This is a genomic window from Kaistia granuli DSM 23481 (assembly GCF_000380505.1).
Classification (GTDB): domain Bacteria; phylum Pseudomonadota; class Alphaproteobacteria; order Rhizobiales; family Kaistiaceae; genus Kaistia; species Kaistia granuli.
This window is the reverse complement of the sequence record NZ_AQYH01000007.1, coordinates 188,457-205,988: the sequence shown is the minus strand read 5'-3', so window position 1 is coordinate 205,988 and position 17,532 is coordinate 188,457. Positions and strand designations below refer to the sequence as shown.

Below are 17,532 nucleotides of genomic sequence, written 5' to 3'. Positions count from 1 at the left end.
CCAGCGGAATGGTGTAGCCAGCGTCTGGAGCACGCTATCCGGTGCCCGCATGCTCGTTCTCCATCGAGCCCTGCGAGGACCCGGAGCTCAGGCTGCCATACTGCATCAACCAGTTGGCGAAAGCGTCGGCGGGAAGCGGCCGGCTGAAATGGTAGCCCTGCACCTCGTCACATCCCTCCAGGCGCAGAAGCGAGAGCTGCGGCTCCGTCTCGACGCCCTCGGCGAGAACATGGAGATGCAGGATGTGGCCGAGATCGATGATGGTCCGCACGATCGCCAGCGCGCTGGGATCGCTGCCCAGATCCTGAACGAAGGAGCGGTCGATCTTCAGACGGTTCAGCGGAAAGCTGCGGAGATAGCTCAGCGACGAATAGCCGGTGCCGAAATCGTCGACCGACAGCGTCACGCCGAGCGAGCGCAGGACATGCATCTGCTTGACGACCTGCTCGTCATGACCGAGCAGAATGCCCTCCGTCAGCTCCAGCTCCAGCATGGTCGGGCGCATGCCGCTTTCGCGCAGCGCATCCTTGACCAGGCCTTCCACGCCCTGACGCTTGAACTGGATGGGCGACATGTTGACGGCGACGCGCAGATCGCCGAGGCCGGCAGTCTGCCAGGCGGCGCCCTGCCGGCAGGCCTCGTTCAGCACCCATTCGTTGATGGGCAGGATCAGCCCCGTCTCCTCCGCCAGGCCCAGGAACGAGCCGGGCGCCAGCAGGCCGCGCTGCGGGTGCTGCCAACGCAACAGCGCCTCGACACCGACCACCTTCTTGCTACGGAGATCGATCTGCGGCTGGTAGTGGAGCACGAATTCCCGCCGCGACAGCGCACCCTTCAGCTCGCTCTCGAGATGCGCGGTCTGGCTGGCACGCGGGCGCATGTCGGCCGCGAAGAAGCGCCAGGTGCCGCCGCCCAGCGACTTGGCCAGATACATCGCCTGGTCGGAATTCTTGAGCAGCTCGTCCGGGTCGGTGCCGTCCAGCGGGGCGAGCGTGACGCCGATGCTAGCGCCGATATTGAGGGCGAGCGGGCCGTCTTCCTCGCTGTTGAGCAGGTCGAGGATCGCCTGCGCCAGACGGCCGGCGTCATCGGGCCCGTCAATATCGGGCTGCAGGATGGCGAATTCATCGCCGCCCAGGCGAGCAACGGTATGATTTTCGTCGACCAGCTCCGACAGCGCTTCGGCGACGCGTTGCAGCAGTTCGTCCCCCCGGTGATGGCCGTGCGCGTCGTTCACCGCCTTGAAGCGGTCGAGGTCGATGAAATGCAGCGCGAAATTCTGGTCGCCGCGCCGGCCGCGCGCCAGCTCGCGCCGCAGATGGTCGCGCAGCATCAGCCGGTTCGGCAGGCCGGTGAGCGAATCGTGATTGACGATATGCAGCAGGCGCCGCTCGGCATGGCGCTGTTCGGTGATGTCGATCGAAGTCGAGAGGACACTGGCGATCTCGCCCATGCCGTCATAGAGGGGCGCCTTGCTCGTCAGATAGATCCGGTGTTCGCCGCTCGGCGCCCACACATCCTCCTGGCGGGCCGGAATCGAGCGGCCGGTCTTCAGCACGAGCTGGTCGAGCCGGCGACTGATATGCGCCCGCTCCTCGCCGAGCAGCGCCTCGATCGGCTGGCCGACGAGGTCCCCCGGCACCTTGCCGAAGAAGGCGGCCTGGTGGGCATTGACGAAGACGCAGCGCCCGTCTCGATCCGTCGCGTTGATCATGGCGGGAACGGTATCAATGACCTGGGCCAGCGCCTCGCGGCTTTCCCGCAGCAGTTGCTCCTTGGCGTTCAGGCTCATCTCCAGCAGGTCCGCCCGCTTGGCAATGAGAAGCTGCTGGGTCCGGAGCTTCAGGAGGTTCTTGGCCCGGGCGAGAAATTCGACATGATCGACCGGGCTGAGCAGGAAATCCGTCGCCCCCGCCTCGAGCGCCGTGACCCTGAATTGCTGGTCGCTGTAGGCGGTGATGACGATGATCGGGACGTCCCAGTTGCGGGCGTTGGCCCGCACGGCGGCGGTCAGATCCGCGCCGGTCATCGTCGGCATCTTGTAATCGGTGATGATCAGATCGGCCGTGTTCTCGGCCAGCCATTCAAGCGCCTTGCGCGGATTGCCGAACGCGCGGATGTCGAGATCGGTCTCCAGTTGCCTGGCCAGTTTCGAATAGATGCGCTGATTGGTCGAGCTGTCGTCGACAATGAGGATCTTGAGCATCAGTGCTGGCGCCATGAACACACGGGAGGCCTCTTACAGTAGCATTGACACGGTGAACTGCGATGACCGCATGGCACTAGAGTTCGAGACGGCCGCGGAGCGCGGTCGAATGTGTCTTATGTGTTTACGCCTGCGAAGGGGCAAGTGGTAGCGGTGCCCCGACAATCTGGCCAGATTTTTGGCTCGGATCGCCTGACCGGCAACGTGCCTGTCGATAAGTGACCGCCGCCCCCCAAGATCCCGCATGCCTTCCCGTGACTGATATCCTAGGCTTGGCCGACGCCGCTCTCGTATCCCAGCCCCGAAAAAGGACATCTCATGACAGCGACTGCCTGGCGCGCCGATCCCCTCGTCTGGGGAACCGGATCGCGCATCTTTGAAGTCTTCCTCGAGCCGACCTGCCCCTATTCCGTCCGCGTCTTCAACAAGCTCGACGAGCTTCTGGCCCAGGCCGGAGAGGACAGGATCACGATCAAGATCCGGCTGCAGTCGCAGCCCTGGCACCTGTACTCCGGCGTCATCGTCCGCTGCATCCTCGCGGCCTCGACGCTGGAAGGTGGCAAGGAAACCGCGAAGAAGGTCATGGCCGCCGTCGCCGCCCATCGCGAGGCGTTCGAGTTCACCCACCATGCCGGCGGCCCGAACATGGACGTGACGCCGAACCAGATCATCGAGCGCCTGGAAGGCCATAGCGGCGTGGCGCTGAAGGAGGCCTTTGCGATTCCGGATCTCGACCGCGAGATCAAGTGGCACTGCAAATATGCCCGCCAGAACGGCATCCATGTGTCGCCGACCTTCATGATCGACGGGTTGATCCAAGCCGACATGAGCAGCGGTGACGCGGTGTCCGCCTGGGTATCGCGCCTGCTGCCAGCGTAAGCAGCATCCGCGCCCCGGCGCCCCTTGCGTCAGCGCCAGTTGCGCGAGCGGGCGACGGCCTGGTCGAAGCGCTCGCGCCAGCGTCCGCGGCCGAGATCGCGGCTCGCATAGACGATGTCGCCGCCCGAGCGCTCCGGCAGCTCGACGCCGAGCGCCAGGCCGGCCAGCGCCGCGCAGCCGAGGCTCGTCAGCTCGTCGAACGAGCGCGTGCGGATATCGCGTCCCAGCGCATCGGCCAGGAACTGCGCGAAATAGGGGCTGCGCGACAGACCGCCATCGATCGACAACGTCTCGCCGATCGCCACCTCGGCCGCCATCGCCCGCATCACGTCGGCGCACGCCAGCGCGATGCCTTCGAGCGCCGACTGGCTCATCTGCGCCCGCGTTGTGTCGGCCGACATGCCGAGCCACAGCCCCGCCGCGCTGCGATCCCAATGCGGACAGCCGAGACCGGACAGGGCCGGCACGAAGACGAGCCCGCGCTCGATCGCCGGGCCGCCCTCAAAGACCTGCAGGTCTTCGACGCTGTCCAGGATGCCGATCCGACCGAGCCACTCGATCGTCGAGCCGGCGTCGTAGACGCCGCCATCGACGGCATAGACCGTCTCCGCCGCGATCCGCCATGCCACCGTCGGCAGCAGCCCGATCGCCGGGTTGCGGACAATCCGGTCGCCGGTCACCGCGAGCGCGAAGGCACCCGTGCCGAAGGTGATCTTGGCGTCCCCCGGCCGGCGGCAGCCATGCCCGTAGAGCGCCGCCTGCTGATCGACGATCGACGCCGTCACGGGAATATTTCCCGCCATGCCGATGACGCAACCGGCCGAGGGCCCAATCTCCGGCAGGCATTCAACCGGCACGCCGAACAGCCGGCAGAGTTCCGGGTCCCAATCGAGCGTCTCGAGGTTCATCAGCGAGGTGCGCGAGGCGGTCGCCGCGTCGGTGACGAAGCGTCCGGCGAGCCGATCGAGGAAGAAGGCATCCGTGGTGCCGAGCCGCAATCTTCCCGCCGCATGGGCGGTGCGTGCCGCCGGCAGGTGATCGAGGATCCAGCGCAGCTTCGTCGCCGAAAAATAGGGGTCGAGCGGTAGACCGGCGCGGGCGAGGGTCAGCGCCTCGCCCCCCTCGCCCCGCAGCCGCTCGATGACGTCCTGGGTGCGATTGTCCTGCCAGACGATGACCGGCGACAGCGGTTCGCCCGTGACGGCGTCCCAGGCAAGGCAGCTCTCGCCCTGATTGTCGATGCCGATGGCGTCGACGGCGCCCGCCGCTTCGATGCAGGCGGCGACATTGGCGAGCAGCTCCTTCGCGTCATGCTCGACCCAGCCGACTCGCGGATAGTGCTGGGCGTGACGGAGCGAATGGACGATCTGGCGGCCACCGGCATCGTCCGCCACCAGCACCCTCGTCGACGTCGTCCCCTGATCGATTGCCGCCAGCCGCATCTAGTCCACCTTGTCGCTGGTGAAGCGGATCTCGACCGTATCGGTTCGTTCGCCCGCCTTCAGGAGTGCCGCCAGAGGAACGAGAATTCGCCGCTCCGGCAAGATCGAAAGCCGCTTTTCCCAGAGAATGGTGGAGCCATCTCTCACGCTGAGCACACCGGTGCCGGCGGCGGCGGCGCGAAGCTGGATCCAGCCGAGGCTCGGTTCGGCCGATGGCAGCGCGATCCGCTGCGGCACGGCGAGCTTGAGCCCCTCGCCGCGCGCGATCCGGATCGACCGCCTGGCCGGAGCGAGGTGGCCATCCAGATCGTCGGCGACGATGCCGCCGATGCGCGTGCCTTCGCGAAACGACCAGCCCGCCGTCTCGACCGGGCGCAGCAGATTGCCGGCGGCAAAATAAGCGGGATCGCTGCAGCGACCGAACTGGTCGATTGAGGGACCGCCGCTGCCCATATCGACATCAAGATGGCTGAGGCGGACCAGCGCCGATTCGGGTACGAAGCGCCCTGTCAGAAGGACGCCGTCGCAATCGACATCGCGCGTCGTGCCGTCGGCCAGTCGCAGCGTCACCGCCTCGACGCGCGAGCGGCCGCGAATGTCGACAAGCTCCGCGCCATAATGCATCGGAATGCCGAGCAGGCGCGGAAACAGCGCCAGCGGCCAGCGGGCCGTCGGCCGGGACGCCGCCTCGACGACAGCTACGGGCCGGATGCCGGCCTTCCGACAGGTCAGCACGGCCGACAGGCTGACCAGTTCCGTGCCGACGATCAGTGGCCGGCGGAACGGCTTCAGCCGCTCGATATAGATCGCATGCTGCAGCGTGCCGGTATTGAGGACGCCGACCGGCCTGTCGCCGGCGATCAGGCGCGCCGAACGCGGCATTTCCCGAACGCCGGTGGCGAGGATCACCCGGCGAGCGTCGAGTTCGGCCGTGCCGTCGGGCGTCGCGAGGTCGAGCCGCCCGCCCGGATGCAGCGCCGTCACCGAGGTGCTGGTCCGGATCTCGACGCCGGCACCAGCCGCCTCCAGCCGCAGCCGCGCCGCATAGGCCGGGCCCGACAGGATGCGGCCGAATTCGCGCAGGCCGAAGGGCGGATGGCCGCAATGGCGCGGCACGCCGCCCGCCTCGTTCTCGCGCTCCAGGATGGTGACGCGCGCGACACCGTGATGGCGCAACGCCAGCGCCGCGGCGATGCCGGCCGGTCCGCCGCCGACGATAGCGACGTCGGTCTCGAAGGGCTCAGTCATCCGCCTTCTCCACGGCCAGCGGCTCCGCGAATTTTCCCTCGGTCAGCGCAGCGATACGGGCCTGGCAATAGAAGCCCTGGCAGCGGCCCATGCCGGCGCGGGTCCGGCGCTTCAGCCCTCCGACATCGCCGGCGGCCAGCGGCCCTTCGAGCGCCTGCTCGATCTCGCGCCGGGTGACCAGTTCGCAATGGCAGACGATCTCGCCATGGCCGTCGGCCTGCCAGTCGCGTTCGCAATGCTCGGCAAGGTTCGGCATGAACGGCCAGACTGGATCGGCCACGGGCCTGAAGCCGCTCTCACCGAAGCCGGCATGCAGGCTGGCGGCGTGTCGGGCGATGCCGAGGGCGGCGGTCAGGCCCGTCGAACGAATGCCGCCAAGGGTGATCCAACGCTGATCGGGCTTCGAGGAAACGCGATATTCCTTTCTGTCGGTCGCCGGCCGTAGCCCGGCATAGATCGCCGTCACCGGCACATCGGCCAGCGCCGGCACCATCTCGACGGCCTTGGCGACCAGTTCGCGCAGCGCCTCCTGCCGGACATCCGTGCGGTTGCGGTCAAGCTGCTCCTCGGCGGTCGGGCCGACCAGCACATTGCCGAAGATGGTGCGCGCCAACACGACGCCCTTGGTGCGCTCGTTCGGCACCGGCAGGATGATGCTGGTAAGCAGCGCACTCGCCGCCTTGTCGAAGACGACGAACTGGCCCTTCCGCGGCAGGATGGTGAAATCGGACTGGCCGAGCAGCCGCGTCTCGACCTCGTCGCCGAACAGGCCGGCGCAGTTGATGACCGCCTTGGCCTGCACGGCGCCGCGCGGCGTTTCGAGCGTCCAGACGCCGGCGTTGAGATGGCCGGACAGCACCTCGGCGTTGCAGAGCACTTCGGCGCCATGCGCGACGGCCTGCTTCAGATAGGCGAGCGGCGCCGACCACGGATCGATTACATGTTCGCCGGGCACCAGCAGCGCGCCGCGCAGGCTCTTCGCCAGATGCGGCTCGCGCGTCAGAGCCTCGTCCGGCTCCATCAGGTGGACATCATCGACGCCGTTCGCCCGCGCCTGCGCTTTGATGCCGTCGAGCCTGACCAGGTCCGCCTCGTTCCAGGCGACGACCATCGCGCCGGTCTCCAGGAGCGGGAGGTTCATCCGCTCGCGGATCTCGCAATACTCCCGGTAGCCGGCCTGCATGCAGGCGAGCTCCAGGCTGCCGGTCGGCGCGTCGAAGCCGGTATGCAGCAGCGCGCTGTTGGCCTTGCTGGCCCCCGACAGGATGTCGGACGCCCGCTCGAGCAACAGGACGCGCGCGCCGTCCAGCGCAAAGCGCCTGGCGACGGCACAGCCGACGACGCCGCCGCCGATGATGGCGACATCGAACAAGCCGGACTGGCTCTTCATGATCTGTCTTTCTGAACGCTGCCGCGGTTCAGCTTGTCGGCATCGGGAACGGCGTCGGATCCATGAACCGGCGCAGCACATTCAACGTCAGCTTGGAGATGTTGTTGTCGAAGTTGTTCCAGGGCAGCGCGCCGGAATAGGCGATGGAGCCGACCGAGAAGACGGCGCCGCCCTGCGGCGTCTCGAAGAACACTAGATCGGCGCGGACCTTGTCGCAGACGTCACCGGTGGCGCCCATGAAGTTGAACAGCATGTCCTCGACGACGAAGACATGCGCCTCAGTATGAGGGCCGGAGCTGGCGATCACCAGCGAATGCGGCGGCGAACCGACCGAGACATCGTGGCGGTCGAGCTCCATGCCGGCGGCGCCGCCGCCCGTAAGACCAAAGTCGCCGAGGATCTCGTCCTCTATGCCTTCAAGGATGAAGGCGGCGCGGGGATCGGCCGCCCCTTCGGCGCGACGATAGGGCGACGACTGGTCGAAGCCCTGCGCGGTGAAACCGACGCCAACCAGATGGTTGGGGCTGCGATTGCCCTGGCGACGCCACATGCCACCATATTCGCCGGTGAAGGAGTGGTAGTACTCGCCCGTCGGCGGCTCCCAGGCGCGACTGCCGCCCTCGGAACGACGTACCTCGATGATGCCGGGCTGGGTCGCATGATAAGCGATGCGCCAGTAGAAGCCGTTGCCGCCGAGATAGATCAACCGGCCGCCGCCATGCGTATAGCGATGGACCGCGTCATACATCTCCTTTGTGTAATATTCCGGATGGGTCGCAGTGACGACCGTCTGATAGTCGCGCAGCAGACCGTGCCCTTCGGCGTGCAGGTCCTCGTCGGTTATGACGTCATAGTCCTGGTCAAAATTCTCGAGCCAGCTGGTGATGTGCGTGTCGGCGTTGAACAGCCAGAGATGCGACGGGCCGGCGCCATGATTGGCCTCGACCTTCGGCCGCAGGTTCAGGACCGGGCGCAGTCGCGAGGAATAGCAGACGCCGCTGCCGTCCGAATGCAGATCATAGAGCGAATGGCCGTATTCGCGGTGCTCGTTCAGGAACTGCTGATGCGGATGCAGCACCAGCGCCCGGTTGAGATGCAGTTCGACCAAGCCGTCATTGGTGCCGAAATGCTCGTTGGCATAGGCCATGTAGGTCGCGAGCGGGAACAGGAAGGCGAGCTTCGAGCCCGGCTTGCCGCGCGGCGGCCGGACGACGAAGGTGACGAACTGCTCCTCGCCCTCGGCCTCGATGCGAACGGCGTAGATGCCGCTCTTCATGCCTTCCGGGATGGTCAGGCTGAAATCGACCTGCCAACCGGCATCGTAGATGTCGTCGTCATGGAAGTGGATCGCCGACCATTGCGTCGGGCGATCCTTCCAGCACATGCCGTCCTCGCCGGTGAAATTGTGCCCGGTGACGCCGCGCGTCGGCATGTTGACGACGACGCCGTGATGCTCGCGGCCTGAAACGTCGTCCATGCGGATGCCGGGGATGTCGCGGGAGAAATCCCAGGCGCCGATCAGCGCGCCGCCGAGACGCTCGGACCAGAGATCGCCGCGCAGAGCCTGCATATCGGCGAGGCTCAGGCTGGCGCCAGAGACGCGCGGCCGGTCGATCTTGCCGTTGTAAAGCGCGCGACCGATCGTGCGGCCGGCATCCTCGCCGCCCCAGCTGGCGGCGAACAGCAGCGGCGCCGCGTTCTGCCAGGAAAGCCCCGCCGGCACGGTATCGCTGGCGCTGCCGCTATCGTCGATGGTCGGGAAATCGTGCTGCGGCTCCTGATGCACATGCAGCGCGCCGGTCACCGCGTCATAGCTGACGGCGGCGAAGTACCAATGGCGCGACAGCATCGGCTTGCCGACCGACAGGACCTTGCGCGTCGCGCCGTCCGAGATCTCGATGCCGAGCGAGCCATCGGCGGCGACGATCATGGCGATGCCGCGCCCTTCGGCCTCGTCCCATTTCGACAGGATCGCCTGGCGGCCCTTCTGCGGCGTGGTCGGAAAGATCATCGCCTGCAGCGACAGGCTCGAAACGCCGGCAAAGCCACGCTCGCAATCGACGCGGCCGAACGAACCGGCATGGATGACCTGTGGTCGGCCCGGATAGCGGCCATCGATCGCGGCCGGCACCGGCACCAGCTTGACCGGCGGCGCCTCGGGGGCGGTATCGCCCTGCACGACGCGGACGACGCTCGCCTGATAGTCGGGATACTCGCAATTGATCATGAAGCGGATGGCATCGCCGGGCATCGCGCTAACGCGATCGGCGTATCCGGTGATCTTCAGCATGGGGCCAGTCTCCAACTCTTCGCCGGCGGCGTTCGTTCGGTCGGGTTGTTCGGTCAGGGCGGGCGGCGGGCGCCGCCACGGCTCAATCCTGCAGGTCGATGTCGAAATGCCGCTTCATGCGCAGCTTGAAGATCGCCCATTCGGCATCGTTCAGATCATGGTAGATGCCGCCGAGCAGTGTCATCGGCTTGCCGCGCCCGTTCATCTGAACGAGCCGCCATTCCTCGTGCGGCTTGGTGCAGAGCAGCGCCAGCTTCCCAGTCATCGGCTCGCTGCGGATGCGGTTGATCAGACGCTGCAGCGCCGGGCTGTGCTGGCCTGTCGTCTTGGCGCGAAATTCGGCCACCAGCTCGTTCAGATCCCGCCCCTGAATCAGCTGTTCCAGATCCTGCTTGGCCATCCGGGCCCTCCCTGCTTGCATCGCGCCCATGCCGGACCGCCGCCCGGAAGCGCCGCCACTCCTGAACGGCGGCGCCTCGCAATTCGGGCATTAGAAACGACTGAAACAAACATTGTCAATGACCGAACGGTCAATCGAGGATCAAATCGCCCGACCGATCCACGAATGCTGGATCCGGCTCGCCGCGCGACACCGGCCCGAAATCAGCGGGCGGTGCCTAGTCGGCCAGGATTACCTCGACACCGGCGCCCAGCAGCGCGTCCATGGTTTCCGCCGGCGGCCGCAGGTCGGTGACGAAGCGGTCGATGACGTCGAGCGGGCAAACCTTCGCAAAGGCGCCGCGCCCGACCTTGGAATGATCCGCGATGATCGTCACGCGGTCGGCCTGCTCGATCATGGCGCGCGCCACCTGCGCCTCGCCAAGCGAGAAATCCATGACGCCGTTGCGGCCATGAATGGCGCCTATGGTCAGCACGGCATGGGCGGCACGGAAATTGCTGATTTGTTCGATCGTCGCCTCGCCGGTCGTTTGGCCGGCATCGGGCTGATAGAGGCCACCCAGCAGGAAGACGTTATTGGCGGGACCGGACAAGGCCGCGGCGATCGCCGACGAATTGGTGACGACCGAAAGATTGCTGACATGCGCCAGTTCCTCGGCGAAGAACAGCGTCGTCGTCCCGGTATCGATGAACATCGTCTCGCCATTGCCGAACAGGCTGGCGGCCTTGCGAGCGATTGCCCGTTTGCCGGCCGTTTGCTCCGACATGCGGATGGAGAACGGATTTTCCTCGGCCAAGGACGGTAAACAGGCGCCGCCGTGGAATTTCCGCAACGCGCCGCTGGCGGCCAGATGGTTCAGATCGCGCCGGATCGTCTCGCTCGACGCCGACAATTGCTGGACGAGATCCTCGACCAGAAGGCGACCCTTTTCGCGGGCGATGTCCATGATCATGGTGCGGCGCTGTTCGGGACTGAAACGGCTGGATGTCATTGGCTTTCCGCACGGTTTCTCGGCGAGGGAAAATAGCCGACGCCCCGGACCTCCGCAATCGGAGAGACCGGACTTGGCCGGGTCGCGGCGCTTCGGTCGGGGCAAATGCCCGAAAATTGGGCCGGCAAATAATTCTCGCGGATCGGATTGACTGAACGGTCATAGCATATACCATATTCGGGCTAACGGCTATCAGGGCGCGTTGCACGACGGAGAGGTCGGGCCACGACGCCGGCTCAAGACCAGTCTGCCGTTCGGACGCGCCAGCGGGCTGCTGGCCAGTTGAGGAGCGGGATCGCTGAGGGGCGGTCGTCGCAAGGCCGCCACCCGCCTATCGGGCACGCGGCCAAGGCCACACCGAAGGAAGGGGAACTCATTCCATGAACACCACGAGACGCACTTTTCTCGCCGGCGCCTCAGCGTTCGGCGCCGGTTCGCTGCTGGTTGGCGCGGGCACGGGGCCGTTCGGCGCCGCCTTTGCGCAGGAATCGAAGCCACTGGTCTTTGCCGCCGCCGGCACGGTCACCAGCAGCTGGGATCCAACCTCGCACACCATCGCGCCGCAGATCACCGCCGAGATGCTGGTGTTCAGCCGGCTCACCAAATGCCTGATGACGGCCGAGAATCCGGGCGAAATCCTCCCGGACCTGGCGACTGAATGGAAGCTGATCGACAAGTACACACTCGAATATAAGCTCCGGCCGGGCGTCAAATTCCACGACGGCAAGGAGTTCAAGGCCGAGGACGTCAAGGCGACCTACGAATATGGCTGCCAGCCGAGCCGCCCGGCTTCCGCCTGGTATCCGGGCCAGGTCGAGGTCGAGATCGTCGACGATTACACGGTGCGCCTGAAGACCGAGAAGTTCGGCTATCCGGCCCTGAATTTCTGGTACGTCGCCGCCTTCCTGCCGGTGCTTTCGGCCAAGGACGTCGCCGACCCGAGCCAGTTGAAGCAGCGCCCGAACGGCACCGGCCCGTTCCGCTACCAGGAGACCAAGGGCGACCAGATCGTCTTCAAAGCCAACGAGGCCTACTACGACGGCAAGCCGCATATCGACACGCTGCTGTGGAACTACGTCCCGGACGCCAACACCCGCGTCCTCGGCCTGCTGAACGGCCAGTACCACCTGACCGAGCGCCTTGAGCCGGAGCAGTATGAATCGCTGAAGGCCGACGCCAACATCGTCACCAATCGCGGCCTGTCGAGCGAGAACAAGTATCTGCATTTCCGCTGCAACAAGCCGCCCTTCGACGACGTCCGCGTCCGCATGGCCGCCGTCCACGCCATCGACCGCGATCAGATTCTCGAGCTGATGGGCGATGCCGCCGAGGCTTCGAACTGCCACATCTCGCCGGTCAAGTTCGGCTTCACCGACGTGCCGAACTATCCGAAATATGATCCCGAGCTGAGCCAGAAGCTGCTGGCGGAGGCCGGCTTCCCGAACGGCCAGGGCCTGCCGGAGCTCGAATACATCACCTCGGTCGGCTTCTATCCGAAGACGCGCGAATATGGCGAGCTGGTCACGGCCATGCTGCAGGAGCAGGGCTTCCCGGTGAAGCTGACGACGCTCGAGCCGGCGGCCTGGGAAGAGCAGATCTATCGCCGCGCCGACGGCCAGGGTCCCGGCCACATCATCGATGTCGGCTGGATCACCGGCTCGCCGGAACCCGACCTGGTGCTGCGCCCGAACTACTATTCGAAGTTCGCGCTCATCAACGGCGTCAATGATCCGGAGATCGACGCCTCGCTCGACAAGGAGCGCGGCGCCGAGACGGCCGAGGAGCGCAAGAAGATCCTGCAGGAAGAGACCCTGCCGCTGCTCGCCGCCAAGGTCCCGAGCCTGTCGCTGTTCTCGGCCGTCTCGCTACGCGCGATGTCGAAGAACCTCGAGGGCGCGTATTTCTACCCGAACGGCCCGATCGACCTGAGCAAGGCGAAGCTGTTCTGAGCCAAGCTCACCTCCCCGGCCCGGCGGTCTACCACCGCCGGGCCGGTCGCGCAGCCAAGGGCGCGCCAAGGGCGCGCTCGACCCATTCTTCGTTTCCGGGACGGCATCCATGGCCTTCGCAATCGAATTCTTTCTGCGGCGCATCAGCCAGGGCGTGGTGATCGTCATCCTGGTCGCCTTCGTGATCTTCACCTTGCTCCGGATCGTCCCGGGCGATCCCATCCGCATCATCCTCGGCCCGATGGCCTCGGCAGCGGCCCTGGAGGAGAAGGCCACCGAGCTCGGCCTGCGCGATCCAATCTATGTCCAGTTCGGGCGCTTCATGGGCCAGGTGACAACCGGCGATTTCGGCCGCTCCTTCATCCGCGGCGCCCAGGGCGGCAGCGCCGGCGGCTCACAGGACGCGGCGGGCTACAATCCGGAATCGCGCGCTTCCGTGTCCGGACTGATCGCCAACGCCCTGCCCTACAGCCTGCAGCTGGCAGCACTCGGCATCGCCTTCGCCTTCCTGGTGGCGATCCCCATCGGTCTCGGCGCCGGATTGCGAGCGGGAAAATGGCCGGACAGGCTCGGACTCTATGTCAGTTCGCTGTTCGTCTCGCTGCCCAATATCTGGGTGGGCGTCGTGCTGATCTTCCTGCTCTCGGCCAAGACGGGCTGGCTGCCGGCCATCGGCTATCAGGGCTTCGCCTACACCATCATCCCCGCCATGGTGCTCGCCATCGAGCTGTCGCCGGTGATGATCCGCGCCATCTCCGTCTCCGTCGCCGCCAATCTCGGCGAGGTCTATTTCGACGTCGGCCTGGTGCGCGGCTTGTCGCGCCGGACGATGGTCGCCAAGCATGTGCTCCGCAACGCCGCCGTGCCGCTATTGAACCTGTTCGGCGCGCAGATGATCGGCATGCTGCTCGGCGGCCTGTTCGTCGTCGAATACATCTTTTCCTATCCCGGCATCGGCATGCTGACGATCAACGCCGTGTTCCAGCGCGACTTCCCGATCATCCAGGCCGTCGCGATTCTCGCCAGCGCCGCGCTCGTCGCGATCAACATGCTGGTCGACTTCGCCTCGACGACCATCGATCGCCGCTTGAAATTCTGAAGGACGGCACCCCATGACGAGCTCGACCGCCACGGCCGCCGGAACGACGGCCGCCCCCAAGACCAAATATCGCGGCGTCACCGCCCGCATCCTGCGCCGCGCCTGGGGCCAGACCGAGATGAAGGTCGCCGCCTCGATCTTCCTGGCGCTGACCCTCCTGACGCTGTTCGGCCCCTACATCATCGACGCCTCCGCCACCAAGATGAGCGTCGCCAACAAGTTCCTGCCGCCGATCTTCATGGAAGGCGGCAAACTTCCGCATTTCCTCGGCACCGACCAGCTCGGCCGCGACCTGCTGCTGCGCTCGCTGATCGGCCTGCGCAACGCCTTCGCCATCGGCGTCGTCAGCGTCGTCGGCATGTTCATCCTCGGCTGCGCCATCGGCATCTATTCCGGCTATCGCGGCGGCCTGACCGACGTCATCCTGATGCGGCTGACCGATGTGCAGATGTCGATCCCGGTCGTCATCCTGGCGATCACGGTGCTCGGCATGTCGCGGCCTTCACCGCTCACCATCATCGCCGTGCTGATCCTGGCCAGCTGGCCGGTCTATGCCCGCGTCGCCCGCGGCGTCACCCTGGCCGAGCGACAGAAGGAATATGTGCGCGCCGCCAAGATCCTCGGCGCAAGCGACCTACGCATCATGGTGCGCCACATCGCGCCCAGCATCTTGCCGCCGATCGCCTTCGTCGCCGTCCTCGACGTCGCGCGCATGATGATCTTCGAGGCGATCTTCGGCTTCATCGGCATCGGCATCCAGCCGCCGACGCCGACCTTCGGCACCATCATCGCCTCCGGCACGCAATATCTGCTCAATGCGTGGTGGATCACCATTGTCCCCGGCGTGCTGCTGGCGCTAGCGCTAGGCAGCCTCAACCTCATGGGCGGCGTCCTCGAACGCGCGCGCAACCACATCCTCCAGGGAGGGGAATGATGTCGAAGTCCCTGGCGACCCACATGTCCCCGGCGAGCAACTCGCACGCCGCCATGGCACCCGTCATGGAAGTGCGCGGCCTGTCGGTGGTGGTTAACACCGCCGCCGGCGAGCGCAACATCCTCACCGACATCGACCTGACCGTGGCGCCGCGCTCCGTGCTCGGCATCATCGGCGAGAGCGGTTCGGGCAAGACCGTGCTGTCGCGCGCCATGGTCAACTGGCTGAAGCCGCCGCTCGCCATCACCAAGGGCAGCGTCCGCTATGACGGCCGCGACCTGCTCACCCTGCCGGCCGCCACCATGGCCGGACTGCGTGGCCGCGAGATCGCCTATATCGGCGCCAATCCGACCAGCGCGCTGGATCCGACCGTGCCGGTCGGACACCAGATCCTGGAAAAGCTGCGCGCCGTCGCGCCAGAACTGACCCCGCAGGCCGCCCGCCAGCGGGTCATCGACACGCTCGATGCTGTTCGCATCCCCTCGCCGAAACAGCGCTTCGACGAATATCCGTTCCAGTTCTCGGGCGGCATGATGCAGCGCGCGATGATCGTCGACGCGCTCGTCTCCAACCCGAAGCTGCTGATCGCCGACAACATCACCCAGCCGCTCGATGTCACCGTGGCGGCGCAGATCCTGCGGCTGCTGCGCGATCTGCAGAAGGACTTCGACACCTCGATCGTCTTCGTCTCGTCCTCGCTCGGCATCGTCAGCGAGATCGCCGACGACATGATCGTGCTCGATCGCGGCCATATCGTCGAACGCCAGTCGGTCCGGGGCCTGCTCGCCACGCCCGAGCACGCCTATACGAAGGAACTGATCGCCAAGGTGCCGATGATCTGGGCGAGCGCCGAGACGCCGCCCGTGCCTTCTTCCGGCGACATCGTCCTCGACGTCCGCGATGTCGGCAAGACCTACCGGGTGCGCGACCGCAAGGCGATCTTCGCCGAGCGCCAGGTCCGCGCCGTGCGCGGCGTGTCGTTCACCGTGCGGCGGGGCGAGAATTTCGGCATCATTGGCGAGAGCGGTTGCGGAAAGTCGACGCTGTCGCGCCTACTGAGCTGCCTCGAACAACCGGATGCCGGCCAGATTCAGTTCGAGGGCCGCGACATCGCCACGCTCAAGGGCCGCGACCTGCTCGGGCTGCGGCGGCGGTTCCAGCTGCTGCTGCAGGACCCCTACAACGCTATCGCAGCCCACGCCTCGATCGGCCGCACCATCGCCGAGCCGCTTTTGATCCACGGCCTCGGCAGCCGGCGCGAGATCGAGCACAAGGTGAAGGACGTCATGGCCGAGGTCGGCCTGGCCCCGGCGCTCTACAACCAGCTGCCGATCGGCCTCTCGGCCGGCCAGCGCCAGCGCGTCAACATCGCCCGCGCCCTCGTGCTCGAACCGGAACTGCTGATCCTCGACGAGACGCTGTCGTCGCTCGACCAGGTGGAGCAGGCGAAGCTCCTCGACCTGTTCGAGACGCTGCAGGTGAAGCGCGGCATCACCTATGTCTACATCTCGCATGATCTGGCGATGGTTCGCCGCGTCTGCGCCCGCATCGCGGTGATGTATCTGGGCCGCATCGTCGAGCTGGCCGACAACGACACCATGTACTGGCGGTCGGCCCATCCCTATACACGGGCGCTACTCAGCGCCGTGCCGACGGTCGAGGCCAAGCCGTACCGGACCGCCACCTATCTGCTCGAAGGCGAGCCGCCGGATCCGATCGACATCCCGCCCGGCTGCAGCTTCCGCACCCGTTGCCCGTTCGCCTTCGATCGCTGCGCCACCGACGACCCGAGCCAGACGATCTACGCCGATGGCAACGCCAGCGCCTGCCATCTGCCCTTGAACAGCCTGCCGGCGCCGGAGCTCGCACACTAGCCGCGCGCGACAGCGAGAAATGACTGCGCCGCCCGACGGGCGGCGCAGGAGAAATCAGCCCGCGAGCTGTTCCTTGAAGAAGCGCCGCGTCTCCTCGGCGATGATTTCCTTGTCATAGTCGATCGTGGCGACATGGAAGGAATTGTCGAGGATCAGCTGGCGCCGGTCCTTCGACGAGATGCCGTTCAGGATCACGCCGGCATTGCTCGGCGGCACGACATGATCGTCCGGCGACACCATCACCAGCGTCGGGCAGGTCACCTTGACCAGCAGGTCGCGGGTGATGTTCATCAGGCCGTAGATTTCCTTGATTGTCGGGATCGGGATCTCGCGATAGGCGACCTCGACAACGTCCGGGTCCTTCACGTCATTGCCGACGCCGACGATGTATTCCGGCGCATCCTTGGCATAGGCGAGCTCGGCCAGGCCCGGCACGCCGAAATAGAGGCAGGCATTGATCGGCACCGCAGCCTTGATGCGGTCGCCATATTGCGCCGCCATGTAGAGCGTCAGGCAACCACCCATCGAGAGACCGGCCATGAAGATGGTCGAACAGGTCTGGCTCAGCGTGTCGAGGCCCTCCTCGAGCGAACGGATCCAGTCGGTCGCCGTCGTCTTGGCCATCGCGGCCGGGCTGTCGCCATGGCCCTTCAGCTGCGGCGCCAGCACCGTCCAGCCCTCGCGCTCGTGCAGATAGTCGCCGAGATAGCGCATGCCGGAGGTGGTGCCGGTATAGCCGTGCGACAGCAGCACGCCGACCTCGTTGCCCGGGATCAGGAAGGGCTGGCCGCCGGCGCGGTATTGTTCGGGTGTCATGAAGTTCCTCCCTC

General features: G+C 66.1%; 13 protein-coding genes. 5 read left to right on the top strand and 8 right to left on the bottom strand.

The annotated features are described in order from the left end of the window. Window positions 1–34 precede the first annotated feature (34 nt). The gene (locus tag G342_RS0110880; protein WP_018183170.1) at window positions 35–2,206 is read right to left on the bottom strand and encodes a two-component system response regulator; all 2,172 of its coding nucleotides are present in this window, start codon (window positions 2,204–2,206) and stop codon (window positions 35–37) included. 318 nt (window positions 2,207–2,524) lie between these two features. On the opposite strand from G342_RS0110880, the gene G342_RS0110875 reads away from it, so the two are divergent. After that, window positions 2,525–3,085, top strand: coding sequence for a DsbA family protein (locus tag G342_RS0110875; RefSeq protein ID WP_018183169.1), 561 nt, complete (start codon window positions 2,525–2,527; stop codon window positions 3,083–3,085). A 29-nt stretch (window positions 3,086–3,114) separates the two neighbouring features. Here G342_RS0110875 and G342_RS0110870 read toward each other — a convergent pair whose 3' ends face one another. From G342_RS0110870 to G342_RS0110845, 6 genes are all read right to left on the bottom strand, one after another. Further along, window positions 3,115–4,527: an FGGY family carbohydrate kinase gene (locus G342_RS0110870; RefSeq protein WP_018183168.1), complete on the bottom strand. Its 1,413-nt coding sequence runs from the start codon at window positions 4,525–4,527 to the stop codon at window positions 3,115–3,117. Further along, on the bottom strand, window positions 4,528–5,775 hold the full coding sequence (locus G342_RS0110865) for an NAD(P)/FAD-dependent oxidoreductase (RefSeq protein ID WP_018183167.1): 1,248 nt from the start codon (window positions 5,773–5,775) through the stop codon (window positions 4,528–4,530). After that, a complete protein-coding gene (locus tag G342_RS0110860) occupies window positions 5,768–7,165 on the bottom strand; it encodes an NAD(P)/FAD-dependent oxidoreductase (protein WP_018183166.1) in 1,398 nt (465 codons plus the stop codon). Before G342_RS0110860 ends, G342_RS0110865 begins: the two co-directional genes overlap by 8 nt. A gap of 28 nt (window positions 7,166–7,193) precedes the next feature. After that, window positions 7,194–9,455, bottom strand: a complete 2,262-nt coding sequence (locus tag G342_RS0110855) for a N,N-dimethylformamidase beta subunit family domain-containing protein (protein WP_018183165.1) — start codon at window positions 9,453–9,455, stop codon at window positions 7,194–7,196. Between the two features lie 82 nt (window positions 9,456–9,537). Then, window positions 9,538–9,855, bottom strand: a complete 318-nt coding sequence (locus tag G342_RS0110850) for a N,N-dimethylformamidase alpha subunit family protein (protein ID WP_018183164.1) — start codon at window positions 9,853–9,855, stop codon at window positions 9,538–9,540. Window positions 9,856–10,072: 217 nt separating this feature from the next. Beyond that, window positions 10,073–10,846, bottom strand: coding sequence for a DeoR/GlpR family DNA-binding transcription regulator (locus G342_RS0110845; protein WP_018183163.1), 774 nt, complete (start codon window positions 10,844–10,846; stop codon window positions 10,073–10,075). 380 nt (window positions 10,847–11,226) lie between these two features. Here G342_RS0110845 and G342_RS0110840 point away from each other — a divergent pair, with 380 nt between their 5' ends. The 4 genes from G342_RS0110840 to G342_RS0110825 all read left to right on the top strand — a co-directional run bounded on the left by G342_RS0110840 (window position 11,227) and on the right by G342_RS0110825 (window position 16,702). Beyond that, complete coding sequence (locus G342_RS0110840) at window positions 11,227–12,795, top strand: ABC transporter substrate-binding protein (protein ID WP_018183162.1); 1,569 nt, start codon at window positions 11,227–11,229, stop codon at window positions 12,793–12,795. Window positions 12,796–12,904: 109 nt separating this feature from the next. Then, entirely contained in the window at window positions 12,905–13,894 is a 990-nt protein-coding gene (locus tag G342_RS0110835) for an ABC transporter permease (protein WP_018183161.1), read from the top strand. Between the two features lie 13 nt (window positions 13,895–13,907). Further along, entirely contained in the window at window positions 13,908–14,828 is a 921-nt protein-coding gene (locus tag G342_RS0110830; protein WP_018183160.1) for an ABC transporter permease, read from the top strand. Then, window positions 14,828–16,702 (top strand): dipeptide ABC transporter ATP-binding protein, encoded by a 1,875-nt coding sequence (locus tag G342_RS0110825; RefSeq protein WP_018183159.1) that lies wholly within the window; start codon window positions 14,828–14,830, stop codon window positions 16,700–16,702. Before G342_RS0110830 ends, G342_RS0110825 begins: the two co-directional genes overlap by 1 nt. 54 nt (window positions 16,703–16,756) lie before the next feature. Here the strand turns inward: G342_RS0110825 and G342_RS23875 are convergent, their stop codons facing one another. Beyond that, window positions 16,757–17,518 (bottom strand): alpha/beta hydrolase, encoded by a 762-nt coding sequence (locus G342_RS23875; protein ID WP_018183158.1) that lies wholly within the window; start codon window positions 17,516–17,518, stop codon window positions 16,757–16,759. Window positions 17,519–17,532: the final 14 nt, after the last annotated feature.

Excerpts from the sequence above, each read along its gene's own strand:
- G342_RS0110865 (WP_018183167.1), bottom strand. The coding sequence starts at position 5,775 with ATGACTGAGCCCTTCGAGACCGACGTCGCTATCGTCGGCGGCGGACCG.
- G342_RS0110880 (WP_018183170.1), bottom strand. The coding sequence starts at position 2,206 with ATGCTCAAGATCCTCATTGTCGACGACAGCTCGACCAATCAGCGCATC.
- G342_RS0110825 (WP_018183159.1), top strand. The coding sequence starts at position 14,828 with ATGTCGAAGTCCCTGGCGACCCACATGTCCCCGGCGAGCAACTCGCAC.
- G342_RS0110840 (WP_018183162.1), top strand. The coding sequence starts at position 11,227 with ATGAACACCACGAGACGCACTTTTCTCGCCGGCGCCTCAGCGTTCGGC.
- G342_RS0110850 (WP_018183164.1), bottom strand. The coding sequence starts at position 9,855 with ATGGCCAAGCAGGATCTGGAACAGCTGATTCAGGGGCGGGATCTGAAC.
- G342_RS0110835 (WP_018183161.1), top strand. The coding sequence starts at position 12,905 with ATGGCCTTCGCAATCGAATTCTTTCTGCGGCGCATCAGCCAGGGCGTG.
- G342_RS0110830 (WP_018183160.1), top strand. The coding sequence starts at position 13,908 with ATGACGAGCTCGACCGCCACGGCCGCCGGAACGACGGCCGCCCCCAAG.
- G342_RS0110875 (WP_018183169.1), top strand. The coding sequence starts at position 2,525 with ATGACAGCGACTGCCTGGCGCGCCGATCCCCTCGTCTGGGGAACCGGA.
- G342_RS0110870 (WP_018183168.1), bottom strand. The coding sequence starts at position 4,527 with ATGCGGCTGGCGGCAATCGATCAGGGGACGACGTCGACGAGGGTGCTG.
- G342_RS0110855 (WP_018183165.1), bottom strand. The coding sequence starts at position 9,455 with ATGCTGAAGATCACCGGATACGCCGATCGCGTTAGCGCGATGCCCGGC.
- G342_RS23875 (WP_018183158.1), bottom strand. The coding sequence starts at position 17,518 with ATGACACCCGAACAATACCGCGCCGGCGGCCAGCCCTTCCTGATCCCG.
- G342_RS0110860 (WP_018183166.1), bottom strand. The coding sequence starts at position 7,165 with ATGAAGAGCCAGTCCGGCTTGTTCGATGTCGCCATCATCGGCGGCGGC.
- G342_RS0110845 (WP_018183163.1), bottom strand. The coding sequence starts at position 10,846 with ATGACATCCAGCCGTTTCAGTCCCGAACAGCGCCGCACCATGATCATG.